Consider the following 26,424-nt stretch of genomic DNA (forward strand, 5'->3'; position numbering starts at 1 on the left):
GCCGTTCCGACTTACTGAAGGTTTGATGCCTGCCAAAGAGCAGGCTTTTCGCCGCATTTTGTCCCTATCGCCGAATCTGCCTCATAATTCCTGCACAATCGCATCTATTCTACCGATAAAGTGTATTCTAACTGAAAATCCTGCGCTTACGCAGGAGTTCTTCATTACCTGACCTGCCAGGATGAAGTCTCCGACCTCAACAGCACTATCATCTGCATCAGAAAGGTTGACATTGACATCATGGAATCTGCACAACGTATGACCAGCAAACAAGCTGACAAAGCACCTTTTCCCGTCTCCTTGCTCTCTCTTACCTTTGGCGCTTTTGCAATTTGGCGGATGGGTCATTCATACGGCGGCATGAGCCTGTGCCTGCTGTAACAAATGCGAGTTCGGGACCGGCAATACTGGCATTACAAGTCCCGATCTTGCTATTCATCCTCAAACAAATGCTTCAGCATGCGGCTCGGGTTCTCCAGGAATCTTCGGGTGATCTGATAATGATCAGTATCCTCGTACGCAATTTCTACAATCGGGCTGCTGTCGAAATTAATAATTTGAGCATCCGGATAACCCATCAGAATCGGCGAATGAGTGGCAATGATGAACTGAGCATGCGCGGAAAGATCCTTGATAATCCTGAGCAGGGACAGCTGCCTTGATGGCGACAATGCTGCTTCCGGCTCATCCAGCAAGTAGATCCCTTTGCTTTTAAACCTGTGCTGAAACAGGCGTAGAAAGGATTCGCCATGGGACTGGCTATGCAGCGAACGGCCTCCATATGAATCAGTCCCCTCAATTTGATCAATGTGGGTTGCAAACGCATAGAACGATTCCGCCCTCAAAAAAAATCCTGCCGTTACTTTCGGCATCCAGGATAATCGCACATAATCGCCCAACGAGGCCTCGGAGGATTCGACGTAATGAGCATTATTCCTGCCTCCACCTGCTGTATTGAAGCCGCACTGATAAGCTATCGCTTCCAGCAACGTAGATTTCCCGGAACCATTCTCACCAACGAAAAATGTGACATTGCCCGTGAAATGGACGGTACTCATATTTTGTAGAAGCGGCAAAGAAAACGGATATTGCTCAGCATTGCCCAGCTTCTCCTTCAGAACAGTTAACGATTGCAGGTACATCGATTTCTCCTTGAACCCTTATATTTTTTTCACAAATTCGGACTTGAGCTTCATCGCTCCAAAACCGTCAATTTTGCAATCAATATCATGATCTTCATCAATCAACCGTATATTTTTTACTTTTGTGCCTATTTTGATGACGGAGGAGCTGCCCTTTACCTTCAGATCCTTGATAACAGATACAGAATCACCGTCGTTCAAAATGTTTCCATTGGCATCCTTAACAATCTTCTTATCGTCGCGATCCCCGGCATCTTCCCCTAAAGCCCATTCGTGAGCGCATTCCGGGCAAACGAATAGACTGCCGTCCTCGTATGTATATTCAGACTTGCATTGTGGACAATTTGGCAAATTCGACATGATCTCATGTCCTCCATTCATTGGATTTATGTTCTATTGTAACATGCCTTCCCTTGCATTTAACCAAGCAATGCCTCCATTGTTACGCCGATCCCCTGCCAATCAGCTTACTAAATTTGAGAAACCATAAAAAAATGAGTAAACTATACGTATGAAGGGGGAGAATCAAAATGTCAGAGCAAGCAATCAACATGGAAATTGGAATCAGTACATTTTTGGAAGCTACACCGGATCCAGTGACCGGAGCGGCCATGAACCACGCCGAGCGGCTGCGCAATGCAGTGGAGGAGATCGTGCTGGCCGATCAGGTCGGCCTGGACGTCTATGGCATCGGCGAACATCATCGGGCCGATTATGCAGGCACCTCGCCTGCTGTTGTGCTTGCGGCTGCAGCAGCCATGACCAAGCGGATTAGGCTGACAAGCGCCGTTACCGTGCTGTCCTCGGATGACCCGGTTCGTGTGTACCAGGCTTTCTCTACCCTTGACGCGATCTCTAATGGCCGGGCCGAGATTATGGCGGGCAGAGGTTCGTTTATTGAATCCTTTCCGCTATTCGGATATAACCTGGATGACTATGACGAGTTATTCGAAGAAAAGCTAGAGCTGCTCCTTGCAATCCGAGCATCGGAGAAGGTCACTTGGCGCGGCGGTCATCGTCCCGCCATTAATAATCTTGGCGTCTATCCCCGTTCGGTCCAGAGTCCGCTGCCGGTATGGATCGCCAGCGGCGGGAATCCGCAATCGGCTGTCCGTGCCGGAATGCTGGGCCTCCCAATCGCCTTCGCCATCATCGGCGGAATGCCAGAGAGGTTCGCGCCGCTGGTCGCCCTCTATAAGAAGGCGGCAGCACAGGCCGGGCATAACCCCGATACGCTGCAGATTGCGACCCATTCGCATGGGTTTGTCGGAGAAACAACCGAGCAGGCTGCTGATCTGTTCTTCCCGTCCACACAAGCCCAGATGAACGTCATCGGGCGTGAGCGGGGATGGCCGGCATACAGCCGCGACAATTATGATGCCGCACGCAGTCTAAGCGGTGCCCTCTACGTCGGAGATCCCGAATATGTCGCGGAAAAAATCATTCTGCTGCGCAAAAATCTAGGCGTTACCCGGTTCTTCCTCCATGTCAACGTCGGCACGATGCCCCATCGTGAAGTGATGCGCGCCATCGAGCTGCTCGGCAGCAAGGTTGCGCCAATTGTACGGCAAGAGCTGGCCCGCATCGAAGCAGCGGAATAGCTTCAACAGTAGCGGCATCAGCGTACCCGCACAAGCTTCTGCCTTCTAGCATGGCGCGGCTCTTTATTGTATCACAAAGAAGTGTGCGGACCGTCATCGTTCGCACACTTCTTTGCCATGCTGGTCTGAATCGTATGGCCTGCCTACGCCTTGACCGCGATTAAAGCCGCATCCAGCGCATGAATAACCTTGTCACACCACGCATCGAATTCCTCATCCTCCCTTTGAAGCTCGGGGTGGGCCAGTATATGTTGAATCGTCCCTCTGATCCCCTGGTCAAGCCGCACCGTAGCAACAAATCCGGGAACCAGTCTTTTCAACTTTGCATTATCGAATACGACGGAATTAGCCTTGTCGCCCAGTAATCCGCCTCTGAAATCCTGCTCGCTGCACGCAGCCAGAAATTCGGATGAAATATGGACAGCCTTAAGCTTCACACCAAGGACATCCGCAATTATTTCGTAAATTTGATTCCAGGTCACCGTCTCATCGGACGTAATATGGACAGACTCGCCAATCGCGTGAATATTGCCCATTAGACCAATAAAGCCTTTGGCAAAATCACTATTATGCGTCATCGTCCACAGTGAAGTGCCGTCACCATGAATGATCACGGGCTTGTTTTCCAGCATGCGCCTGGCGACCTGCCATGACCCGTTGCTTCCATGCACTCCGAGCGGAATGGAACGTTCGTCATAAGTATGGCTCGGCCTTACAATCGTAATCGGGAACCCCTGCTCGCGATACTGTTTGATCAGATACTCTTCACAGGCAATCTTGTTTCTGGAATACGCCCAATGCGGATTGGACAAAGGCGTCCCTTCCGTGATGCGGTAATCCGACAGGGGCGTTTGATAGGCGGAAGCAGAGCTAATAAACATAAATTGTTTCGTCTTCCCGTTGAACAAGCGATAATCTCTCTCCAATTGTGCCGGTTCAAACGCTATGAAATCAGCCACAACATCGAACGCCAAACCTTCGATAAGCTGAGCGACACGCGTTTCATCATGAATATCCGCTTGTATCAGGTTTGCGCCCGCTGGCAGTGTTTCGTTACGTGTTCCTCTATTCAGAATATAAAGCTCGCATCCCGCTTCCAGCAATTGCTTCGTAATCGCAGAGCTGATCGTACCCGTACCTCCAATAAATAGCGCCTTCATAACCCACCTCCGTTAGTAGTTGGACAATAGGGCTGCGCCATATGTCCTGTCATTATGCGATAGCTGTGTCACATTACTGATTCGACAAGGATAACAGGATACCCTGCCCTGAATTTAGGAGCCGCCCATTAGATTCGCTGAGAACAATCAATAGCAGCAGTCATGGACTTGACATTTGATTATATCCCTTTATAATGATTGACATATCAATAATTGACCTATCAAATATTATGTCGTCATGTTTACAGGAGGCTGGCCTTGACTCATCCATTAGCAGAAGAATCCAATATATTTGAACAGTTGATCAATCTCAACAAACAGCTCGGTCTCAAATTTGAAAAGTGCATGGGTATTAGTCCCTCGAAGCTGCGCCTTTTGTATGAGCTGTATCAGGTTGACGAGATCAGTCAAACCACTCTGCAAAAAAAGGTTGATATCGACAATGCCGCTGTGACTCGTCATTTAAAGCAGCTTGAGCTCAGCGGGATGGTGGGAAGACGAATGAATCCAACAGATAACAGGGTGACGCTTGTCTGTCTCACAGATCATGGCCGTAAAGAAATTATTTCCTTAAGGGAAGAGAAAACACAATTTATTACAAGGATGCTCAAAGATTTCAACGAGCAAGAGCGTGATGCTCTTTGTAACATGCTCAAACGCATGCTGAATAATATCGGCTATTAAATTCCAATGTAAAGGGGAATTACCAATGAATACAACGATCAATAATGATTTTACTAATATTGTAACTGAACGCCGTTCCATCCGGACTTATGACCCCACTGTCAAAATTACTCGTGAAGAAATGTCCGAAATACTAACAGAAGCCACCCTGGCTCCTTCATCAACAAATATGCAGCCATGGCGTTTTATCGTAATCGATAGCCCTGAAGGAAAAGCCACCTTGGCACCTCTCGCCCGGTTCAATCAATCCCAAGTGGAAACCTCAGCAGCAGTTATTGCGGTATTAGGCGATATGAATAATTTCGACAATGCCGAAGAAATATACGGAAGAGCTGTTGAGCTTGGTTATATGACACAAGAAGTGAAAGAGAAACAAATGGCCGCCCTTACAAATTACTACAATGCCCTTTCACCTGAGAACATGAAAGATACCGTGCTCATCGATGGCGGGCTCGTGTCCATGCAGCTTATGCTTGTCGCGCGTGCTCATGGTTATGATACAAATGCAATAGGCGGCTTTGAGAAAGATAAGCTGGTTGAAGCGTTTGGTTTAGATAAAGAGCGTTACATTCCAGTTATGCTGATTTCCATCGGTAAAGCAGCGGTAACTGGCTACAAATCCGTTCGTCTTCCAGTTAATAAAGTCTCCTTTTGGAAATAAGCGCTCTGCCGCTGACGCTTCCATCTCCACATATAGTGGTTTTGGAGGCGTCTTTTCCTTATTCGGACTAACTCGCGAGGTGTTACCCGGAGGCAGCCTTTTTCTGCAACGGTCAATCGAGATATTTCTTAAATCCTTTTGCCACAGGGGAAAATCCTTGCCGCTCAAAAAACAGATGCGCTTCTGTCCTTCTCAGGTTGCTCATCAACAGAACTTCTCTGCAACCCAGCTTTTTGCATTGGCTTACGGCGCAAGTGATCAGATCTTTGCCCACGCCCTTGCCTCTGGACGCTGGATCCACGATTATATTTTCCGCTACGGCATAAGGCCTGTTCCCGAACATCGCATCCAGGCAAATGCTGAGCAGCACGGTCCCCTCCACTCTCCCGTCGATCTCTGCTACGTACAAAAAATTGTTGGAATCCCGCTTAATTTGTTCAATCCGTTCCTCCAGCACGTTAATGTCATCCGCATCGGGGATAAGAATCCGGTACAGCTCCTCGATTCTTGCCCGGTCACGGATCTCCGCTTCTCTAATCATCGCCATTCTCCTTCAACTAATGATCGAATCTGTACATGAATAAAAGGAGAGTCGCGGCTCCCAGGCCCGTGCACTCTCCCTGCTGGTTTGGTTCATCAATCTCTTATCTGGCGCCTAAGCGACATCATAGCCCTGCTCTTCAATCGCTTCCTTAATGGCTCCGAGCGTCAGCTTGCTCTCATCGAATTGAACCTCCACAGTACCCGCAGCTAAATTGACTTTGCCTGCAGCACCGATTTCCTTAAGCGAGCCTTCGACAGAGTTGACACAATGCTGGCAGGACATGCCTTTCACTTGCAGCGTTGCTTCTTGCATAGTAGTAGCCTCCCTTTCTTACTTCATCAATTTGTTAACTGTAATGAGCAATTCATCGATAACTTCCGACTCTCCAGCCTGGATGCGCTCAATGACACAGCTCTTCATATGGCCTTCCAGCAAAAGCTTGCCCACACCATTCAATGCGGATTGAATGGCTGCAATTTGATTCAGTACATCGTCGCAATAAGTATCCCGCTCGATCATCCCTTTAACGCCCCGAATCTGGCCTTCGATCCGGTTCAGGCGCGATACCAGATTGCCTTTCATTTTATCCGAATGATGGCTCTTGCGCTCGCCTTCGGTTGAGCAGCATTCATGATCGCTTGCATGAGGAATCGTTGTTCCATTTCCTTCTGTCATAAGATCACCTCTTTATGAATTAAATATACTATACCCCCTGAGGGTATGTCAACAATTGATTCCTCGTCTTTCGAATCAAGCGGAATGGGCCATAGAGCGGTGAAACAGATGATTTCACGTTCGTTCCATGACCCTCTCCTTCTCTCTATCAATCGCGTTCGTAGATGGAACCGGTCCGTCCTGCGAACAATTCTGCGTATACCTTCTCAGCGTAAGCATCCGTCATGCCTGCAATATAATCCGCAACAAGCCGCGGCCATGACCAGTTCTCCTTGTGCTGCTCATAGCTCTCCAGCCAGTCCGGCGGAATAATGAGCCTGCCTGTCTCGTAGTGCTTGAAGCTTTCCCACATTCGCGTAATGATGATTTCACTGCGCTTCTGCAGACGCAATACCCGAAAATCTTTAATAAGCGTCACCCATGCAAGCTTCTTCACAATTTCCATCGTGCGCAGCAGCTCCAGATCCTCCTGCCCGTCACGTACGAAGGTTACACGTTTCCAGCCGGTAGCGGGATCGTCAATAATACCGACCTGATTGGCGAATCTGCTGACCCAGCGCGCTTTCATTTCCCGGCGCGCGCGTGACGCTTCGCGTTCACACTCCGCATAGATTGTCTCCCATTGCTCCAGGTAATGATCCAGCACATTCCGAACCATTGCCGTCATATCGATCTGATCCCATCCGACCGCTGAATTGCCCTGATCCTCCACAATCTCTTGGATGAGATGCTGTACCAGCCTGTCATCCTCGAAGAAGCTTCGGTTCATCAGAATTTTTCCGGCACGAATCCCATCCTCAATATCATGCGTCGAGTAGGCGATGTCATCGCTCAGATCCATTAATTGCGCCTCCAGCGTCGCACAGCCCTCAGGCATCCCCCACGCTTGGCGCAAAGACTGAATGCCCTCCCATTCCTTGGGATAGACCCCCTTGAGCCTGCCTGGTTCAGCAAGGCTGAAGGGATATTTGTTAATGCCAAGCAGAACAGCGGCTGTCAGATCAAGCCCGCTTCCGCTGCCAGCCCGCTTCTCCAGAAACATAAGGATACGGTAATTCTGGGCATTCCCTTCGTAGGGCAGGCCAAATTCAGTTGTGAGCAGCTCATTGAGCACCTCTTCACCCTTATGGCCAAAGGGAGGATGGCCCAGATCATGCGCAAGCGCGGCGCATTCTACCACCTCCGGCTCCATGACAAGGCCGGGATGCTCCTTCTTCGCCAGAAACGGATACTTCTTCCCCAGCCGCCTGGCCAGCTCGCGCGCAATCTGCGACACCTCCAGCGAGTGGGTAAGACGGGTCCGGTAATAATCGCCCGTTCCTGCGCCGAACACCTGTGATTTGCCCTGCATCCGGCGAAAGCCCGGCGACTGAATCAGCCGCGCATAATCCTTCTCGTACTCATCGCGATCCTCGCTGGAGAGAATATTCTCGGTATCGAACAACCGCATCTTTCGTACATTCATCATCAGCCCTCCTCGTCAGCTATCCTCGATTCCCCAGCTTCATCTCAAGCCCTAAAGCGCGGAATTCATTGCCTACCGCTTCCCTGAGCGACTGCTTCTGCTCATCCGGCAGAAACGCCGCATTCACTCCATTCATCACGATTGCTGCGAGTTCAACTGCCGTGAAGCCGAATCGGTCCGCAACAATCTCATATTCCTTCGTCAGGTTCGTACCCGATACCGTCATGTTGTCCGTATGGATTGTAATCGCAAGCCCCTGATCGTAATATTCACGAACCGGATAGGAGGCCCAGTCAGGCACCGCCTTGGTCTGGATATTGCTTACAGGGCACATTTCCAATACGATCTGACGCTCCTTGACGAGCTCCAATACAGCGGGATCATCCCTCAGCGTAATGCCATGGCCGATGCGTGTGGCGCCCAGATGCACAATAGCTTCATAGATATTGTCCGGTCCGGCCGCCTCCCCGGCATGTATCGTAACTGGAATGCCTCTCTGCCTTGCGATCCCGAACAATTCATGAAACCCGGCAGCGGGAAATCCCGCTTCATCGCCTGCGAGATCAACAGCGACCAGCCCTTGATCGAGAAACCGCGCCGCCGCCTCGATCACCACGCTGTTATTCGGCAAAGAATCATGACGCATGCAGATCGCAATTGCTCTTGCGCCTATTCCGAACGCTTCCTCGCCGCGCTTCAGCCCGGCAATAACATGGCGGATCGTATCATCTACCGTAAGCCCGCCCTGTCGATGCAGCTGTGGAGCGAACCGCACCTCTACATATTTGCAATTATGCCGCGCTGCTTGCTCCACAACCTCGAACGCTGTACGCTCCAACGCTTCAGCAGTCTGCAGAAACTGGAGCACAAAATCGAATTTGCTCAAATACTGCTTTAAGCTCTCGCATTGCTCCTCCACCTGCATATACGGCAGCAAGCCTTGCACATCGCCAGCCGGCAGCTGCCGTCCTTGAGCGGCAGCAAGCTCCAGCACCGTCTCGGGCTTCACACTCCCATCCAGGTGGACGTGCAGATCAACCTTGGGCATGCGGCTTATGAACAGCTCCATCGGCAAACTTCCTGTCATTAATGTTCATCCCCCTCATATTCCCCGCTGCTGTGCGAGTAGACCCCGAACTCGCGGATCATGATGATGACAGGCATTCCGATCATCTGTAGGCTTCTCAAGAATAGTTCTATTATAGATGATGGCTGTTGCCGACTCAATCCAGCAATTAGGCCGCTCTATCACGGCTCCCGCAAAAAGAACCCAGCAGGCGCCAGCCGGATTAACCGGGCAGTGCCTGTTGGGTTCATGGATGGATAATGTGTACCTCTTACCTCTTAGCCTTCCAGCAGCAGCGATTCCGGATCCTCCAGCAGCTCCTTGACCACAACGAGGAAGCGCACCGCTTCAGAGCCGTCTACAATTCGGTGGTCGTAGGACAGCGCAATATACATCATCGGACGATTGACCGTAGTCGTCTCATCAATAGCAATCGGGCGCAGCTGAATCTTGTGCATCCCCAGAATACCGACCTGAGGCGTGTTCAGAATCGGCGTCGAGAGCAGCGATCCGAATACACCGCCATTCGTAATTGTAAAGGTTCCACCCTGCAGATCGTTCAGCGACAAGGAGTTGGAGCGCGCTTTCTCCGCAAGTCCGGCAATCTGCTTCTCAATACCGGCAAAGCCAAGGCGGTCCGCATCACGAACAACAGGAACAACAAGACCTTCCTTCGCGGATACGGCAATCCCGATATCATAGTACTGTTTCACCAGAATTTCATCGCCCTTGATTTCCGCATTCAGCAGCGGGAATTTCTTGAGCGCACCGACAACAGCCTTCGTGAAGAAGGACATAAAGCCAAGCCCAATATCATTCTTCTCTTGAAAAGCTTGCTTGCGGCGCTTCCGGATGTCAAGAATAGCCGTCATGTCTACTTCGTTAAAGGTAGTCAGCATCGCGGCCGTCCGCTGGGCTTCGACCAAGCGGTTCGCAATTGTGATGCGTCTGCGGGACATTTTACGGCGCTCTACCGGTTTGCCGGGATCACTCGCAGCAGACTCGGCTGTCTTGTCCGCCGCAGCTGCCGTTAATTGAACCTTCGATTCTGGTGCAGAGCCCTTATGCTCGGAGTAGGCCTTTACGTCCTCTTGGCGAATACGGCCAATGGGATCCTGAGCGGATACCTGACTGAGATCAATACCGCGCTCTCTAGCCAGCTTCCGCGCAGCAGGCGAAGCCGGGTAAGGCGTGCCCTCCGCCGCTTGGCGAGCATTCTCGTCAGAGGCTGCTTGCACCGGGGACTGAGCGGGAGCTGCTGCCACAGCGGACTTCGCTTCGCCGCCTGCACCTGCACCGGATTGCTCCGGCTCAGCAGCGCTTGTCCCGCCACTCTGACCGGTTGAAGAAGCTGCTGCTCCGCCAGCGCCAATTCGGCCAATCGTCTCACCGATACTGACCGTCTCGCCTTCTTGCCGGACGAGCGCTTCAATCACACCGCTCTCCTCTGCGCTAATCTCCAAATTGACCTTGTCCGTCTCAAGCTCTGCAAGCACGTCTCCGGAATTGACACGGTCTCCTTCTTTGACATACCACTTGGCAATTGTTCCTTCTGTTATCGATTCGCCCATCTCGGGTACTTTAATATCACTCATGCCGATTCCTCCCTACTGTTTCGTATTCAATGTACTGCGGTTCAACGCCACCGAAATAATCCGCTGCTGTTCATAATGATGAATCTCCTGGAATCCGCTGGCCGGGCTGGACCGCTTCGGAAGACCGATAAAGCGGACTTCTGTCTGCTGAGGAGCGCGCGCACGGATGCGGGGCTCGACATAATTCCATGGCCCCATATTTTGCGGTTCTTCCTGAACCCACATCATTTCCTTCAAATTCGGGAAGCGGCTAATGATCCGCTCTATATCGCCTTTCGGGAAAGGATACAGCTGTTCGAGGCGGGCGATATGCAGCCAGCTCCAATCCGGCATTTCCTCTGCCCCGCCCGCTTCAAGGGCGCTGGCAAGATCAACAGCGATCTTGCCGCTGCACAGGATGAGCCGCTCCACCTTGTCCGGCTCGCCTCCGAGATCAGGCTGTTCCAGCACTGGCTGGAACGTCCCTTCAGTGAACGCCTTTGGTTCCGACGCTACCTTAGGGTTCCGAATGAGGCTCTTTGGCGACATCAGAATAAGCGGCCTGGCATCCTCTGTATTCACAATGGACGCTTGTCTGCGAAGCAGATGGAAATACTGTGCCGCTGTCGTCAGATTGGCAACCGTCCAGTTGTCATCTGCCGCCAGCTGCAGGAAACGCTCCAGTCTGGCGCTGGAATGCTCCGGCCCCTGGCCTTCATATCCATGCGGAAGCAGCATGACGAGGCTCGATTTCTGATACCACTTGACGCGTCCGGCAGCAATGAATTGATCGATAATAACTTGCGCGACGTTGACGAAATCGCCATACTGCGCTTCCCAGATGACAAGCGTCTCCGGGGAGAATACATTGTATCCATACTCAAAACCGAGCACGCCTGCTTCAGACAGCGGGCTGTTATGAATCGCGAAGGACGCCTTCGCCTGCGGCAGCCGGTGCAGCGGACAGAAGGTGCCGCCTGTCCGGGGATCATGCAGGACAAGATTGCGGTGTGCGAACGTTGCCCGCTCCGAATCCTGTCCGCTTAGCCGGATCGGCTTGCCGTCGGCAAGAATCGTGGCGAACGCCAGCGTCTCCGCAAGGCCCCAGTCCACCTTGCCATCTTCCAGCAGCGCGCCTTCGCGCCGCTTCAGAATTCTCTCCAGCTTCTCATAAACCGTGAAGCCCTCCGGCCATTTCAACAGCTCCTCATTAATGGCTTGAAGCTCATGAAGAGGAACAGCAGTATCCGCTTCAATGTTGCGACGCTTGCTGCTCGACTCATCATTGCGTGTGCGGCGCTGCTCTCCGCCATTCTGCTTCACGCCGTCAAGCGCGGCCTGCAGCCCGGAAATAACATCCGCCTTCATCGCTTCAACCTGCTCCGCCGTAACCAATCCCTTATTGGCAAGCGATTCCGCATAGATCGCAGATACAACGGAATGTTTGCGCAGCTTCTGATACATGAGCGGCTGAGTCGTCTCCGGGTCATCCGTCTCGTTATGACCATGGCGACGGTATCCGATCAAGTCGATGAGAAAATCTTTATGAAACCGTTGCCGATACTCGCATGCCATGCGTACCGCAGCTATGCACGCTTCCGGATCATCCGCGCTTACATGCACGATTGGAATTTCGTAGCCCTTGGCCAAGTCGCTCGAATAATACGTTGATCTGGAATCCCCGCTCTCCGTCGTAAAACCGATGCGGTTGTTCGCAATAATATGAATCGTTCCGCCGTTCTGGTAGCCCGGCAGCTTCTTGAAGTTCAAAGTCTCCGCCACGATGCCTTCGCCCGCGAATGCTGCGTCGCCATGAATGAGCACAGCAGCAGCCACCCCAAAGTCCTGCTTGGGGTAGCCTGGCGCAGTGCGGTCATCCTGTGCCGCGCGGCTAAAGCCTTCTACTACAGGATTGACGTATTCCAGATGGCTCGGATTGTTCGCCAGCGTCAATCGCGTCTCATAGGTCTGTCCTTCTTTCACCGAGCGATGGGCGCCAAGATGATACTTGACATCGCCTGTCCAGCCGTAGCTGATGCCAATCGAGCCCTCCGAAGGAATCAGCTCCTTGTTGGGCGCATGATGGAATTCCGAGAAAATCGTTGCATACGGCTTGCCAAGAACATGGGCAAGCACGTTAAGCCGGCCGCGATGCGCCATCCCCATCGCGATATGCTTCGCACCGTTATGACCGACCTCGCGCACGATCTCGTCAAGCACCGGCACCAGCATATCTATGCCTTCGATAGAGAATCGCTTCTGACCGACGAATGCACGCTGCAGGAACAGCTCGAACTGCTCCACCTCAACCAGCCTTCTCAGCAGCGCTGTGCGCTCCTTCGTATTCATCGGCTTGGCTGCCATGCCCGATTCCGCCATGCGGTTAAGCCATTGGCGCTCTTCTTCCTCATGCACATGGCCGAATTCAAAACCGAATGATTTCGTATAAATTTTGTTCAACAGCCCGATAGCTTCCCAGCCGTTGCTGACAGATGCCGGGGCATCTTCCCATATTAGAGAGGCCGGAATCGATTTCAGATCCTCCCTGCTGAGGCGAAAGGTTTCCGGCTCCAGAAGCCGGGTATCCGAAGTTCTGCCAAGCCCGAGCGGATCATTCTCCGCAGCGAGATGGCCGTAGGTTCGAATATTCCGAACCAGCTTGCCGGCATCTACTACTTTTTTCAGATAGACCGGATTTACGGCTTGAAGTTCATTCTGTGACGGGGCAGCTGCGATTACGCCCTGGCCCTGCACCTCTGCTGCATCCACAGCCGATGGCGGCGGACCCCAGCGCTGGAACATCTCCCGGTAGCTCGGCTCCACTTCCTCCGGATTGTCCACAAACTTCTCATATTGCTCCTGTATGTACCCTAGATTCGGACCATGATATAACTGCCAGGGCGACTGCCGTTCGTCGTTGCCTACTGCCATTGCCGTCTACCTCCGCTAAATTGAATTCATAATAGCTCTTCTATTGATTAACCATTATATCGTACTGCCATACCTGTGCCCTATAAATCCACAGCCCTTCAGCGCAAAGCTCGGCCGCAATCGGCGCTGCCCGCTGTCCTGCTGCATGATGCCCGCTGCTGCTTCCTCTCGTTAATGTGCCGCTAAAATGACCGTTCATACACGGCATCCCTGCCGCCGCCTCACTTTTTTCCAGACACACAGCACAAAACCGCCTTCAATAACCTAGGCGGCTTTCGTCGCATTACCGGGTTATTCATGCTTCAAATGCTGCAGCGTCTGTACGAATATCTGTTCAACATGATCATCGTCGAGCGAGTAAAAAACGGTCTTCCCTACTTTGCGGCGTTTCACGATTCTAAGGTTGCGCAGCAGCCTGAGCTGATGAGAGATCGCGGACTGCCCCATATCCAGCACCTGAGTCAGATCATGCACACACAGCTCGCTTTGCAGCAGCGTGTGAATAATTTTGACACGTGTTGGATCACCAAGCACCTTGAACAAGTCAGCAAGCTGCACGGCCGCCAATTCGCTGATCAGCTTCTCCTGAATGAGCTTCAGATTCACTTCAGTGCCGCTGCAAGCATCGTCACAAGCTTCTTGCATGAGTTTGTCCGTCATGTAGACTCCACCAACCAACTTCATATAGTTTCGCAAATTATACCATAGTCGGGATGAGATATAAATGCACAGAGAAGCGGGATCTGCTTCAACACGTCAGAATGCTGCATAATAAGTCCTTCGTTTCGAATGGAAGCATATGGGACTATTAATAGATCATATCTATATCCTACTAAATAATTGGAAAATATGAAAATATGATTAATTTTTCGATTTCATATTTTTATCCAGTCTCTGCCATGGTATTTTATAGGTGCATTTAAAAATATAGGATAAGGAATAGGAGATGAAATGATGAGAAGAATGGGAAAACTGGCTATGGGATTGTTTGTTGTAGTAATGCTTATGGGTACGCTGGCACAATCTGCTTTTGCAAGCGGAGAGGTTGCGCTCCTCAAGGCATATGTGTACAAGTACAAGTTTGGCTATGTCGGATTTAGCGGGGACATCGAAGTACTGAACAGCGCTTATGCGAAAACAGTTACTGTTCATTATAATCCGGGCAACGGAACATGGTATGACACAAATGCCTCTTATGTAGGGCCAACGGATGCTTCCCATGAAAAGTGGAGCTTCTCCATTGCGACTGACAACATCAATAATGCACATCCGGAGCTGTCCGGCTTGACTTCGATTGAGTTCGCGGTTAAATATGAAGTGAACGGGCAGACCTATTGGGACAACAACGGCGGCAGCAATTATACGCTTGGTACTTCAAGCTCAGGCCCTGGATATACACTCTTGGGCAAGCCGAATGTTCTGGCCCAATACGGTTTCATAAACGGAACCAGCTTCTATGGCAATGTCACGGTCAAGGATCTTGCCTATACGAAGACGGTTAAGATCGTTTATACAACAAACAATTGGGTTACTACGCAGGAAGGCTATGCTACCTATAGCGGTGAAGCGAACGGCGCAGGCAGCGTGGAGAACTGGGGCTTCGACTTCAATGTCGGCTCTGGCGTGACCCAGATCAAATATGCAGTCTCTTATACGGTAAATGGACAGACGTACTGGGATAACAACTATGGCAACAACTACACTGTAACTCCGTAACATCAGCTCCGGTGCCGGGCTTGCTGCAAACAAAGGCGCGCGCGGTACGGAAAAAAGAGACAAGCGAGCTGCGAGCGAGGCGAAACATGCGAAACGACATGTATTTGCTCGTTTTTGGCCCCATGAAGGTGAAATGCCTGCCAGCGTGCAGGTATTTCACCTTCATTTCTCCTTAAAGGCCGAATTCTGCTCACATTCATGCTTCATCGCAGGAATTTAACCATTATGGCGTCTTGTAACTGAAATTCATGCATATTCGCAGGGTTCTTGCTCCGGACAGCCCGTTTGTTTTGGGCTATTTATCGTGCTTTCCCTCCTCGTCTTCCCATCTTCTGGAGTAGGCTTTGTTCGTAATCCAGAACGTCATCCACGATAATATAATGACAATAATTGCGGCAGCAATCCATACACCTACTGGCACCTGCATCTTTCGTCCCTCCTTGTTTCCATGCGCTTATTGCGATCCCTTATGAGTGGAATCGAACAATATCCCGCTTCTTCTCATTGACGACCAACTGGAATACATCCGGCCTATTGTAATGCCCTACCACATCGAAGTCGAATCTGCTCCGGGTGACATGCGACATGTCCAGATCAGCAACAAGCAGCCCTTCCCCATCATACAAAGGGCCTTCGATGTATTCTCCCAGCGGGCCGACAATTGCGCTGCCTCCTCTGCACAGCACATCGGAATCCTGCTCAATGTCGCTGTAACAGGCCAGATCAGCGGGATAGCTCGATTTGGTCGCATACTGGTTGCTCGACAGCACATAGCACCGCCCTTCACAAGCAATATGCTGAAGCGTTGCCTGCCATGTATCGCGGGCGTCTGCTGTTGGCGTGACCAGAATATCGATTCCTTTGGCGTACATTGCCGTTCTCGCTAGCGGCATATAATTCTCCCAGCAAATTAATCCGCCGATTCGGCCGAAAGGCGTATCGATAACGGTAAGCGTGCTTCCATCTCCCTGTCCCCACAGCAGCCTCTCCGCTCCTGTAGGCAGCAATTTGCGGTGCTTGCCCAGCAACTCGCCCTCCGGTCCGATATATACAATTGAATTATAGAGCGTTGAACCGCTGAACTCCTGATCTCTCTCCACTGCTCCAACGATTAGATACAAGCCGTTTTCCTTCGCTATCTCGCCTAGTCGATCCGTGTCTTCACCGGGGATATCAATGGAGCTTTCCCAATAGCGGGCCCAGTCGCTTCGGCCTTCAGAAGTTCTGCTCCCGACACGGGTGCCAAGCGTTAGCCCTCTGGGATAGCCCGATAGGAACACTTCCGGGAAAACAAGCAGCTTGACTCCCAGCCGGCCGGCTTCCTGTGCATAGCTGGCAATTCTCTCAAAAGCGGACTCCTTGTCGAATAGAACCGGAGCTGCCTGCACAACTGCAACCCGCACATGAGCATGCTTCTTCATAACCAGCTCTCCCCTCCCTTGCCTGCTGCCGCTGCTGCTTCATAGTAACGGGAAATCTCGACGATCATTGCTCCCATTCGTTCCGCAGCAGGAACTATAACCCGTTCCATCCCGTATGCCTCCAAGGCTCCCGCAGTAACCTTGCCTACAGCAGCCGCAAGAACATCGCTATTGAAGGCAGCTCTCAGCATACTGTCGCGCCCTGTCTCCATCGCATAACGAAACAGATACCGCACCTGCACCGCTGTCGTAAAGCATACCGCGTCAATGGAGCCTGCCTCCACCTCGGACAAAAGAGTCTCCAATATCGCTTTCTCTGGCGGAATATGTCTGTACGGCAGCACGGATTGTACTTGCGACGCACCTTGCCGGGTCAAGAGCTGCTCCAGCTCAGGGGAGGGCTCCCCGTGCAGTTGAATCCATACGCGCTTGCCCCCAAAATCGATGGAATCCAGCTTCTGAACAAGGCTGCCCATCGTCCCGTCATCATCGCTCATTACCGCCCTAAGCCCCTTCCGCTTAAGAAAGGCGGACGTCTTATAGCCTCTCGAAGCGATGTTCGCCTCTGTCAAGCGCTGCTGTAGCTGCTGGTCAATGCCCAGCCGTTCTGCGGCTTCAACCAGGCTGTCCGCTCCGCGCCCCGTCGTCAGAATGACCCAGTCCGCTCCTTCGCGGACGAACTGCCGGAGAGGCTCTGCCAGCTGAGCCTCCTCGAAGATTGTAATTCCCTGAAGCGGACGGATGATCGGCGTGCCGCCCTGTTTTTCGATAATGATGCTCATTTCATTCGTTTTTTGCGAACCGGTAATAACGACTCGTCTGCCTCTCAGTGCTGGTGTTCCCATCGTCTTTAACACTCGCTTTCTTAACTATTCACTCACATGCACCCTGCATGATCCGTTGTCACGTTCTTCTAGTACCCCTTCGCCAGTTCTTATGGCCTATCATAAAACCGCTAACCGGATTTGTAACCGTCCAATTTCGGCAGGAATAACCCATCCAGTGATGACAACGGGCAGCTGTACTGCATAATTGGATGGTCTACTCAGCTGCCAATTGGATCTTCTCGTTCCATGACGCGGCCCTTATCCTGAAGTTAAGAAGCCCTGCCCTACCTTGTGATATACATTCCAGAAATCTATAATGGCAACATATCTACTCATTCGTACATCATTCAAAAGGGGCTGATGCAATGTGGAGGCCTGACCGTGCAGACAAAACACCGTTATATCAGCAGATTGTTGATCATATTGAACGAAGAATATCCTATGCGGAGCTCCCGCCTGGCAGTGCCCTGCCCTCCGAGCGCAAGCTTGCAGAGCAGCTTGGCGTGAATCGCAGCACCGTTATTCAAGCCTATGAGGAGCTGCGCGCCTCTGGTCTTGTAGAAAGTATCGTTGGCAGCGGCACACGGGTAAGCCGGACCAAATGGGGGATTGCGCCCAGCCATACACCGAACTGGAGACAGTATACGGAAGGCGGAACGTTCCTGCCCAACTTGCCGCTTATGAGGCGTATCCGCGAGGCCACTTCGAATAACAGCTCGATTATTAATTTGGCCAGCGGCGAGCTATCGTCAGACCTGTTCCCGAATGACATCGTGCACAGCCTGCTCCGCGAACAGAATTTCAATGAGCATCTCGGCTATGATGATCCTCAGGGCTTTCATCCATTGCGGAAGTCGCTCGTATCCTCCTTGAAGCAATATAACGGGATTCATACAACAGAATCCTCCATTCTCATCACATCGGGATCGCAGCAATCCTTATATCTGATCACCCAGTGCTTGCTGTCCCCTGGCGATGCCGTTGCTGTTGAAGATCCTTCTTACTGCTACTCGCTGCCCATGTTCCAGTCAGCAGGGCTGCGTATCTTCCGCTTGCCCGTCCACCATGACGGCATCGAGCCGGATGATATGATCCGGCTGTATCGGCAGCACCGTATTCGCATGGTCTTTCTCAATCCCAACTATCAGAACCCGACAGGCGCAATACTGAGCGAATCCAAGAGAAAGCGTCTGCTGGAGGCCGCCGCTCTGCTTCGCATTCCCATCGTGGAGGATGATCCGTTCAGCTTAACTGCATTCAGCGGCGCTGTTCCTCCACCCCTTAAAGCAATGGATACAGATGGTATCGTTCTCTATATCGGCTCGCTTTCCAAAATCGCCGCCTCAGGGCTGCGAATCGGCTGGATGATCGCCCCCCAATCAGTAATCGGCCGCCTGTCTGATGCCAGACAGCAGATGGACTTCGGACTAAGCATCATCCCCCAATGGGTTGCGGAGCAACTTCTTGCTTCCGGGCGTTTCGACGACCATATTGCTCGGCTGCGGCGAGCCTTGGATCAGAGACAAGAGATCATGGTCCAATCATTAAGCGATATTCTTCAGAATAAAGTGGCCTTCTCCCCGCCTCAGGGCGGACTGAATATATGGTGCAAAATCAATAGGCCTGTGGACGATAGCAAGCTGCTGGAGGAGTCTATCAGAAGAGGAGTCGTATTCGTGCCCGGAAGCGTCTATGGTTCTGAGCCAGGCTTTATCCGGTTCAGCTATGCCAAGCCCAGGCTTGAGGACATACCGGCTGGCATTGCTGCTTTCAACCAGGCACTCGGCATGATGTAGGACAGAGGAAATGGATAAGGGGCTGTCCAATAAGTCCTTTTTTGGAAACTTAACTTCCACTTTAAGAAGCAGTTCGATGTGGGATGCCTGCGATCATCAAGCTGTGGACGTACTCCTCGCCAGAGATGATCCGTCACTCAAACGCCGCCGGGAGGACACGCGCGGTGCGGGAAAAGAGGCAAGCAAGCTGCGAGCTCGGTGAAACATGCGAAACGGCAGCTTTTTTCTCGTTTCCGCCCCCATGAAGGTGAAATGCCTGCCAGCGTGCAGGTATTTCACCTTCGTTTCTCCTTAACGGCCGATGTTTGCTCACATTCATGCTTCATCGCAGGAATGTTGCCATTATGGCGTCTTGCAACCGAAATGCATGCTCATTCGCAGGCTTCTTACTCCGTCACAGTTGCCCCACTAAGTCCCCAACAATAAAACAGATGCTTCCAGTTCCACTTTTAGTGGTTTGGAGGCATCCTTTCACATCATTTGGGACTGACTCAATGGATATTGGACTTTTTGGACAGCCCCTCTTATTAATGCCACATATAGAACACAGCGAAAAGCAGAATTCCCGCGGCTACACCGATCCATTCCCGCCTTGTCCAGGGCAGCGGCACGCTGCCTGCTCTTCGCCAACGCTTCATCTGGTACCCTCTGGATTCCAGGGTGAGGGACAGATCCTCCGCATACTTCATCATCGACAGCAAAAAAGGAATAAGGAATACCGGCAGTTCACGCAGCCGCAGGGCTCCTCTCCTCGTCTGGAATTTGCCACGGGCTTGAACGATGATCGCCATGCGGTCCATTTCCTGGAACAATCGCGGCAGGAATCTCATGAGCATCGTAGCGGCAAAAGCAAAGGGAGCTGCAGGGATTCTCAGCCGCTCCAGGAATGACAGCGCCTGCTCCATCGCCGCCTGCATTCCCTTCAGGCCGGTCGTCACCGCCAGCAGGACGCCCATAATCATAACGAATAAGAAACGGATCAGCAGCCCCGCAGTCTCTGCAGCCGCCTCAGTGGAGAAATAAATTCGCTCCAGCCGCCACGAATCCGGAGCCAAGGTAATTCCGATTCCGGAAATCGCTACCGATAGGACAATAAAATAGAGGAAAGGCTTGATCGGGCGCCGCAAGCTCCGATAGGCCACACCGGAGAGCATGACAAGTCCTCCTGTAATTAAGCCCGCCGCTCCGATTCCTGCCCAGCTATGCTGCATAAGGACCGCTGCAGACAGCAGGACATAGATCAGCCACTTGGCAATCGGATGCAAGTCCCTTACGATCCGGGCCGCCGCGACTCGGGCCGTCGTCCCCCTGCTTGCTGTCCTCGCTTGCTTTGCTGCCGGCCCTGCTGCCTTCAATGGGGAGGAGGACTCTGCCCGCGCGAAGGCGAGGCTCCTCCCTGCAGAGTTGCCGTCTGTCGCCGCTGCCGGGGTGGGGCCCGCCTGCAATGGATGGACAGCCCTCTCCTTGCGCTCAACAATGCGGTCAGCCATCTCTTCTGCTGTTAAAGGAATACGATCGCAATCAATGCCGTTCTCGCGCAGAAGAACCGTCAAATGCAGCGCGGACGGAAGGCCGATTCCCGTCTCCAGCCAGAGACGCGGATTCGCCAGCAGCTCCTGCGGCGTCCCCTCTGCTGCCAATGCGCCGCCATGCAGCACAAGAAGACGGTCGGCAATCGGCAGAAACGTGTCCAGATCATGGCTGACGACAACGATTCCGCCACCGGCAGCCTTCTGCTCCAGCATACAGTCAATCAGCGGGGCAATTCCTTGCGGATCAATGCCTGCGGTAGGCTCATCCAGCAGAAGCCATCGGGGCTCCGCAGCCAGTGTCGTCGCTAATGCAGCCTTTCTCTTCTGCCCTTCGGACAAGGTAAGGAAGGATTCCTTGAGAATTCCCTCAGGCAGTCCCATTCGCGCCAAAGCACGCTGAATTCGCTCCCCTTGAACCGTCTTGGACAGCCGATAAGGGCGAAGGGAGTAACGAAATTCCTTCTCTATGCTCTCGGCGAACAGCTGCCGCTCCGGATATTGGAATACGATCCCGATGGAGGCATGAAGCGGATGCAGACGACCGCCCTCCATCCATAAGGAATCCGCGCCATACCGGACTGCTCCGCGGCTCAGCGGTGTCAGCCCGGCGATTGTTTGCAGCAGCGTCGTCTTCCCTGAGCCGGCAGCCCCTGCAATGAGCGTAATGCTGCCAGCTGCTATATGGCAGTGAATATCTTGCAGCAAGGGCTCCGCCCGCTGCCCCCGCCCCTTGTCCCCGGCGCAAACCGATACATGCTCCAAGGTTATGCCTGTCTCCTCCGCACGGTTGCCCGATCCGGCACCGGGCTCTGCCATCATCATCGATGCTCTCACCGCCATTGGCCCACTGCCCTTCCAAGCTCCTCGACAGAGGTCGGAAGCGGATGCAGCTGCATGCCCCGTTCCATCAGCTTCCGCGCAACCTGTACGACAAAGGGCGGCATGAAGCCCAGCGACTCGCAGACAGAGGCTTCTTCCCCATTCTGCGGATACAGGAAGGCCTCCTTCGAACCATCGAACACCATTTCGCCCGCCTGCAGCGCGACGACCCGGTCACTTGCCGCCACTTCATCCAGCAGCTGTGTAATCCAGATGACCGTTGTGCCAGCTCCATGCAGCTTCCGGGCAGCATGGAGCAGATGCTGGCGTGACATGAGATCCAGCATGGACGTAGCCTCGTCGAAGATCAGCACCTCCGGCTGCACCGCCAGACATCCCGCCGCCTGCAGCAGCTGCTTCTGGCCTCCGGACAATTGGGCGGCCGGCATATCCGCCAGAGGGGCAAGCCCCACCCTCTCCAGTGCATCCATCGCGAGCCGCCCCGCTTCCTCAGGCCGGAATCCGTAGTTGTCGAGTCCGAACCGCACATCCTCGTACACGGTTTCGCCGATCATCCCCACGTCCGGATTCTGGAAGATAATGCCGACATAGGGTCTGCAGCCGCCAGCTGCAGCATCGCCGTGGACAACCATTCCGGTCGTCGCCGAATAAAGCTTCGCCATAAGCTTGGCGAGCGTGCTTTTCCCGCTGCCGTTCGAGCCGACAACCGCCAGCCATTGTCCCTGGGGAATGGACATATTCATTTCATGCAGCAGCGTCCTGGTTCCGCCCTCCGCGTCTATCGCATAGGAAACGCCCCGCAATGCCACGGCCAAAGCTTCTGTTTTATTTTTCATTATATATTAGCTCTTTCCAACAAAAATCGGTCATGCTACAATGCAAATGTTCATATTAGGTTAACAAAATAAAGGAGATCCTGCAATGAAAACTGATTTATCTATGAGAGGCCTTGTGTTTAGCGCACTCTTTGCCGCCCTGCTGGTGGCATCCAGTTATGTGAATATCCATCTGGGCTTCTCGCCGGTTCCAATTACGATCGAGAATCTGGTCGTCATGCTGGCAGGCGCCATTCTCGGCCCCCTCTACGGCTTCATCAGCATCTCGCTGGTCGTTGTGCTTGCTGCGCTCGGCATTCCCATGCTGCACGGCAGCGGCGGAGCAGCCCTGCTGCTGGGACCTACAGGCGGCTTCGTCTGGGCCTATCCCTTCGCTGCGCTGCTCATCGGCCTCATCGTTCAGCGAATCAAAGGACGCTCGCCCCTCAGCATTGTGCTGATCTGGCTGGCGATGGAGCTGTTCGGCTCGCTGCTCCTGTACGTGTCCGGGGTGCCTTGGCTTGCCCATGCCGCTAACTTGACCTGGCAGAAGGCGCTGGCCCTCGGCTGCTATCCTTACCTGGCGGGAGACGCCATTAAGGCGGCCATTGCGACGGCGATTCTTCTGCCAATCAGAAACGCATTCCCGGTCGCCCGGATTATCGGGGCAAGGCCGTCACAGAAGTAATCCGTTTCGCTCCAACTCAACGGCAGCCGGAGCTATTTGCGGAACAACGCCGTTATATATCTGGCAATGCGCACGTTCGCTTCCGCGCGGACAAAATCACGAACCATCGTGAATTTGTCCTCATAGCCCCGGCAGTTGAAACGGAACTGTATCGTGTTGTCGATGCGTTCCTCTTCGTACACCTTAATATTTCGCTCCCGCAATGTCTTGCGGACACGTACAAGATCGGCATGGATCAATTCGAGAAGCGCCTGCGCCGCAAGCACATACAGCTTCCGCAGCGAATAGGTTGTGTTCTCGATGGTTCTCAGATTGCTCTCCACAATCGACAGCAGCAGGGGCAGCAGCGCATACTCGCGGACGAGGTTTATTTCCTCTGCTGTGGGTATGTTTTTGCGCGGGGAGGACTCCCCTTCTCCTTGGCGGTGCTTGATTAATTGCTCCCGATGCTCAGGCAGCATCATCCGGCTCGATTCCCACAGCCCATTCCCTTTCAATTTTTTGCTCATCTATAGTGACCTCCGATTTTGACCGCGCGCTCACGCGCTTGCCCCGCTTCTGTCAAAGAAGACGCCCGCAATATGGACGCCGTGCCGTACCTCTGCTTGATCCTGTCAACCGCCCGGTCCAAATCACGCAGCTTCTCCCGTTCTCCAATCGTCAGCTGATACTCGCCATCGGCTGTGAGCGATGTCAAAGTTACCGCGAGCTTGCGGACAGGCAGACCATCCCAATGCCGGTAAAACAGCGTCTTGACCGCCTCATAGACCTCAACCCCGATGTTCGTCGGGTCAGCAAGCTTCATCTGGCGGCAAAAGCCGGTCGGCCGATCAAAATCCGCGCCCTGCGCGCCCGCGACGACAACGCTGCCCATATACCCCTTCAAGCGGCAGCGTCGGCACACCTCGTCGCTAAGCTCCAGCAGTACAGTATCAATCTCCTCCCTGCTGCCGTAATCGCGCGGCAAAGTCATCCCATGCCCCACTGACTGCTGCAGATCATGCGTGCCTGGCGTAACAGGCGAATCATCCAGACCGTTCGCCGTGCGCCAATAAACCTCGGCATTAATATCGCTGTTCTTGCCGAAGCGGATGCGCATTCTCCGCTGCAGCTCCGGCAAAGGCGTGCATGCCAGATCACCGATTGTCCCCATGCCCATGTAGTTGAAGTGCGCCGTCATTCGACCGGCCACTCCGAACAGATCGCTGATGCCGCGCGGCCATAACACCGCCCCGATATCCTGCTTCCGCAATGTGAAGATGCCGGTTTCACTCTTTTTCGCGAACAGATCGCATGCCATCTTGGCCAGAATTTTTGTGGAACTGATGCCTACCCGCGACCACACGCCCGTCTGCGCTAGAACCCGCAGCTGGATTTGGCGGGCAATCTCATCGGGAGATCCGAACAGCGCGGCCGAATCCGTTACATCGAGAAACTGCTCGTCGATGCTGAACGGCTCCACAAGATCTGTAAAGTGCTCGAAGGTTCCCGTGATCAACATAGATACGTCAATGTATGTTTGCATGCGCGGCCGAATGACGACAAGTTCGGGCTCCTTGGCAAGCGCTTGCCCAAGCGTCTCGGCTGTCTGGATGCCGCGCCTCTTCGCAATGGGACATGCTGCCAGAATGATGCCGCTGCGCCGCAACGGATCGCCTGCCACCACGACAGGCTTGTCGTACAATTCCGGATGGGCCGCTTTCTCCACACTGGCATAGAACGACTGGCAATCCACCAACATAATAACGCGCTCATCCGGCATACCGGCACACCGCCGATCCGGCAGCCGGAACACCGCTCCGGTTCATGCGCATAACGCCAATGATGCGAATAAAAGCCTCTGTAAGTAACATGCGACACCTCCGAATACGAACGTATGATCCTATTATATGCCGAATGTATGTTCTCAATACAGAGGATAAATAATCCATTTCAACAAAAACATTAACGCTGCATATAAATTGTGATAAAATAAAATAACTTAAACGTTTAAGCTAGGAGGCGTTATCGATTGTTCATTCCAACGCAAGAAGCTGCTCTTCCCCTGCCGCAAGATAATAAAGGTCTTTGGCGCAACCGCAACTTTGTGCTCGTGCTTTCCGGCTACACCCTCTCCACCTTTGGCAATTGCTTTCACAGCGTCGCGCTCAGCTTGTGGATTCTGCAAACGACCGGCAGCGCCCGCTACATGTCGGCTATTCTGTTGATCTACATCTTCACCCAACTGGCCTTCGGCACGATGGCAGGAACTGTCGTAGACCGGATGGACCGGAGAAAATTGATGTGGATGGCAGATTCCATCAGGGGCGTGCTCGTGCTTGGCGTCGCGCTGTGCATCGCGATACCGGATGTTCCTATTGCGATCGTCTTCGCCCTGACCGCGCTGGTCTCGATTGGCGGCCTGTTCCAATCCCCTGCCCTGCATGCCTCCATCGTTAATATAGTCGGTGTGTCCAAAGTGCAGAAGGCGGTGGGCTTCATCAATATTAGCGATAATACGGCCCGGATCTCGGGTCTTGCTCTCGGAGGCGCTTTCGTCGCCATGTTCGGAGGGTCCGTAGCCATCATCGTAGATGCCTGTGCTTTTTTTCTGTCTGCTCTTCTGGTGCTCGCGTGCACCCGTTTCCCAAGCTCGCATTCCACCGAGCAAAAAGAAAAGCAATCCTTTTGGCAGGATATGAAATCAGGGCTTCAGTATATTTGGAAGGATTCCTTCATCCGCAGTCTGGTCTTTCTCGCGCCTGTCGTGAACATGTTCTTCGTCTCCAGCCTGATGCTTATTCAGGTAATGGCCGTCAAGCAGTGGTCTGCGAATCCGATGCAGTTCGGCTTGATCGAGGCCTGTATTCCGACCGGATATATTATCGGAGCCGGGGTTATTCTGCTGATCGATACACGAATGAAACGGCGCGGCCTATTGATCTGCGGCAGCCTGATCGCGATGAGTCCGGTACTGATCACATTGTCTCTCCTGACCTCTGCATGGCCGGCTATTCCGCTTATTCTGCTAATGGGGTTCTTATTTTCTTTCTGTACCATGCTCTCCAGCATCATTCTGCGCGTGAAGGTCAGCCCTGAGCTGCAGGGCAGAGTATTCTCCACCCTGGGCTCCTTATCCAGCGTACTTCCTCCGGTCGGGATCGTAGCCGCTTCCTTTCTCGCTGATCTGAAGGGACCGGACATTCCTTTGACCGGATTCGGCATCGCGCTGCTGCTTATCAGCGTGCTGATCCTGCTATTCCAGAGAGCGCTGCGGACGTTCAACTGATTCATTTCTGCGCCCTAA

General features: G+C 52.9%; 26 protein-coding genes. 7 read left to right on the plus strand and 19 right to left on the minus strand.

Annotated features, from left to right (window positions below):
* Positions 1 to 431: 431 nt before the first annotated feature.
* Positions 432 to 1,142, minus strand: a complete 711-nt coding sequence (locus tag K0T92_RS00090; protein WP_219870390.1) for an AAA family ATPase — start codon at positions 1,140 to 1,142, stop codon at positions 432 to 434.
* An 18-nt stretch (positions 1,143 to 1,160) separates the two neighbouring features.
* Entirely contained in the window at positions 1,161 to 1,502 is a 342-nt protein-coding gene (locus tag K0T92_RS00095) for a zinc ribbon domain-containing protein YjdM (protein ID WP_219870391.1), read from the minus strand.
* Between the two features lie 170 nt (positions 1,503 to 1,672).
* Here K0T92_RS00095 and K0T92_RS00100 point away from each other — a divergent pair, with 170 nt between their 5' ends.
* A complete protein-coding gene (locus K0T92_RS00100; RefSeq protein ID WP_219870392.1) occupies positions 1,673 to 2,743 on the plus strand; it encodes an LLM class flavin-dependent oxidoreductase in 1,071 nt (356 codons plus the stop codon).
* A 143-nt stretch (positions 2,744 to 2,886) separates the two neighbouring features.
* Here K0T92_RS00100 and K0T92_RS00105 read toward each other — a convergent pair whose 3' ends face one another.
* Positions 2,887 to 3,903: an SDR family oxidoreductase gene (locus K0T92_RS00105; protein ID WP_219870393.1), complete on the minus strand. Its 1,017-nt coding sequence runs from the start codon at positions 3,901 to 3,903 to the stop codon at positions 2,887 to 2,889.
* A 258-nt stretch (positions 3,904 to 4,161) separates the two neighbouring features.
* On the opposite strand from K0T92_RS00105, the gene K0T92_RS00110 reads away from it, so the two are divergent.
* Together K0T92_RS00110 and K0T92_RS00115 are read left to right on the plus strand one after the other, a co-directional pair.
* Positions 4,162 to 4,587: a MarR family winged helix-turn-helix transcriptional regulator gene (locus tag K0T92_RS00110; protein WP_219870394.1), complete on the plus strand. Its 426-nt coding sequence runs from the start codon at positions 4,162 to 4,164 to the stop codon at positions 4,585 to 4,587.
* A gap of 25 nt (positions 4,588 to 4,612) precedes the next feature.
* Positions 4,613 to 5,248, plus strand: coding sequence for a nitroreductase family protein (locus K0T92_RS00115; protein ID WP_219870395.1), 636 nt, complete (start codon positions 4,613 to 4,615; stop codon positions 5,246 to 5,248).
* Positions 5,249 to 5,360: 112 nt separating this feature from the next.
* Here the strand turns inward: K0T92_RS00115 and K0T92_RS00120 are convergent, their stop codons facing one another.
* From K0T92_RS00120 to K0T92_RS00160, 9 genes are all read right to left on the minus strand, one after another.
* On the minus strand, positions 5,361 to 5,789 hold the full coding sequence (locus K0T92_RS00120) for a GNAT family N-acetyltransferase (protein ID WP_219870396.1): 429 nt from the start codon (positions 5,787 to 5,789) through the stop codon (positions 5,361 to 5,363).
* 114 nt (positions 5,790 to 5,903) lie between these two features.
* Positions 5,904 to 6,104: a copper ion binding protein gene (locus K0T92_RS00125; protein ID WP_219870397.1), complete on the minus strand. Its 201-nt coding sequence runs from the start codon at positions 6,102 to 6,104 to the stop codon at positions 5,904 to 5,906.
* Between the two features lie 18 nt (positions 6,105 to 6,122).
* Positions 6,123 to 6,467: a metal-sensitive transcriptional regulator gene (locus tag K0T92_RS00130; RefSeq protein WP_219870398.1), complete on the minus strand. Its 345-nt coding sequence runs from the start codon at positions 6,465 to 6,467 to the stop codon at positions 6,123 to 6,125.
* Between the two features lie 148 nt (positions 6,468 to 6,615).
* Complete coding sequence (locus K0T92_RS00135) at positions 6,616 to 7,932, minus strand: deoxyguanosinetriphosphate triphosphohydrolase family protein (RefSeq protein ID WP_219871138.1); 1,317 nt, start codon at positions 7,930 to 7,932, stop codon at positions 6,616 to 6,618.
* 19 nt (positions 7,933 to 7,951) lie between these two features.
* Positions 7,952 to 9,019, minus strand: a complete 1,068-nt coding sequence (gene add / locus K0T92_RS00140; protein WP_219870399.1) for an adenosine deaminase — start codon at positions 9,017 to 9,019, stop codon at positions 7,952 to 7,954.
* Positions 9,020 to 9,276: 257 nt separating this feature from the next.
* The gene (odhB, locus tag K0T92_RS00145; protein WP_219870400.1) at positions 9,277 to 10,593 is read right to left on the minus strand and encodes a 2-oxoglutarate dehydrogenase complex dihydrolipoyllysine-residue succinyltransferase; all 1,317 of its coding nucleotides are present in this window, start codon (positions 10,591 to 10,593) and stop codon (positions 9,277 to 9,279) included.
* A 12-nt stretch (positions 10,594 to 10,605) separates the two neighbouring features.
* Positions 10,606 to 13,503: a 2-oxoglutarate dehydrogenase E1 component gene (locus K0T92_RS00150; protein ID WP_219870401.1), complete on the minus strand. Its 2,898-nt coding sequence runs from the start codon at positions 13,501 to 13,503 to the stop codon at positions 10,606 to 10,608.
* A gap of 40 nt (positions 13,504 to 13,543) precedes the next feature.
* Positions 13,544 to 13,702 (minus strand): hypothetical protein, encoded by a 159-nt coding sequence (locus K0T92_RS00155; RefSeq protein WP_219870402.1) that lies wholly within the window; start codon positions 13,700 to 13,702, stop codon positions 13,544 to 13,546.
* Positions 13,703 to 13,794: 92 nt separating this feature from the next.
* Positions 13,795 to 14,163 (minus strand): ArsR/SmtB family transcription factor, encoded by a 369-nt coding sequence (locus tag K0T92_RS00160; RefSeq protein WP_219870403.1) that lies wholly within the window; start codon positions 14,161 to 14,163, stop codon positions 13,795 to 13,797.
* A gap of 291 nt (positions 14,164 to 14,454) precedes the next feature.
* On the opposite strand from K0T92_RS00160, the gene K0T92_RS00165 reads away from it, so the two are divergent.
* Positions 14,455 to 15,219, plus strand: coding sequence for a carbohydrate-binding protein (locus tag K0T92_RS00165; RefSeq protein ID WP_219870404.1), 765 nt, complete (start codon positions 14,455 to 14,457; stop codon positions 15,217 to 15,219).
* A gap of 295 nt (positions 15,220 to 15,514) precedes the next feature.
* On the opposite strand, the gene K0T92_RS25235 is transcribed toward K0T92_RS00165, so the two are convergent.
* The 3 genes from K0T92_RS25235 to K0T92_RS00175 are packed head-to-tail and all read right to left on the minus strand — an operon-like array spanning position 15,515 to position 17,485.
* Entirely contained in the window at positions 15,515 to 15,646 is a 132-nt protein-coding gene (locus tag K0T92_RS25235; RefSeq protein WP_281423085.1) for a hypothetical protein, read from the minus strand.
* Between the two features lie 40 nt (positions 15,647 to 15,686).
* Positions 15,687 to 16,640, minus strand: coding sequence for a carbon-nitrogen hydrolase family protein (locus K0T92_RS00170; RefSeq protein ID WP_219870405.1), 954 nt, complete (start codon positions 16,638 to 16,640; stop codon positions 15,687 to 15,689).
* A complete protein-coding gene (locus tag K0T92_RS00175; RefSeq protein ID WP_219870406.1) occupies positions 16,637 to 17,485 on the minus strand; it encodes a uroporphyrinogen-III synthase in 849 nt (282 codons plus the stop codon). The genes K0T92_RS00170 and K0T92_RS00175 overlap by 4 nt, the downstream gene beginning before the upstream one ends.
* Positions 17,486 to 17,832: 347 nt before the next feature.
* On the opposite strand from K0T92_RS00175, the gene pdxR reads away from it, so the two are divergent.
* Positions 17,833 to 19,263, plus strand: a complete 1,431-nt coding sequence (gene pdxR / locus K0T92_RS00180) for a MocR-like pyridoxine biosynthesis transcription factor PdxR (RefSeq protein ID WP_219870407.1) — start codon at positions 17,833 to 17,835, stop codon at positions 19,261 to 19,263.
* A 527-nt stretch (positions 19,264 to 19,790) separates the two neighbouring features.
* Here pdxR and K0T92_RS00185 read toward each other — a convergent pair.
* Positions 19,791 to 21,635, minus strand: coding sequence for an ATP-binding cassette domain-containing protein (locus tag K0T92_RS00185; protein WP_219870408.1), 1,845 nt, complete (start codon positions 21,633 to 21,635; stop codon positions 19,791 to 19,793).
* Positions 21,626 to 22,471, minus strand: coding sequence for an energy-coupling factor ABC transporter ATP-binding protein (locus K0T92_RS00190; RefSeq protein ID WP_219870409.1), 846 nt, complete (start codon positions 22,469 to 22,471; stop codon positions 21,626 to 21,628). Before K0T92_RS00190 ends, K0T92_RS00185 begins: the two co-directional genes overlap by 10 nt.
* Before the next feature lie 85 nt (positions 22,472 to 22,556).
* Here K0T92_RS00190 and K0T92_RS00195 point away from each other — a divergent pair, with 85 nt between their 5' ends.
* A complete protein-coding gene (locus K0T92_RS00195) occupies positions 22,557 to 23,138 on the plus strand; it encodes a biotin transporter BioY (protein ID WP_219870410.1) in 582 nt (193 codons plus the stop codon).
* Positions 23,139 to 23,170: 32 nt separating this feature from the next.
* Here the strand turns inward: K0T92_RS00195 and K0T92_RS00200 are convergent, their stop codons facing one another.
* Complete coding sequence (locus tag K0T92_RS00200; RefSeq protein WP_219870411.1) at positions 23,171 to 23,647, minus strand: YhjD family protein; 477 nt, start codon at positions 23,645 to 23,647, stop codon at positions 23,171 to 23,173.
* Positions 23,644 to 24,900 carry a DNA polymerase IV gene (locus K0T92_RS00205; RefSeq protein ID WP_219870412.1) on the minus strand — a complete coding sequence of 419 codons (1,257 nt, stop codon included), beginning with the start codon at positions 24,898 to 24,900 and terminating at the stop codon, positions 23,644 to 23,646. The genes K0T92_RS00200 and K0T92_RS00205 overlap by 4 nt, the downstream gene beginning before the upstream one ends.
* 249 nt (positions 24,901 to 25,149) lie before the next feature.
* Between K0T92_RS00205 and K0T92_RS00210 the strand changes: the two genes are divergently transcribed.
* On the plus strand, positions 25,150 to 26,406 hold the full coding sequence (locus K0T92_RS00210; RefSeq protein WP_219870413.1) for an MFS transporter: 1,257 nt from the start codon (positions 25,150 to 25,152) through the stop codon (positions 26,404 to 26,406).
* Positions 26,407 to 26,424 lie beyond the last annotated feature (18 nt).

The sequence above is a fragment of the Paenibacillus oenotherae genome (assembly GCF_019443105.1).
In the GTDB taxonomy this organism is placed as follows: Bacteria; Bacillota; Bacilli; order Paenibacillales; family Paenibacillaceae; genus Paenibacillus_Z; species Paenibacillus_Z oenotherae.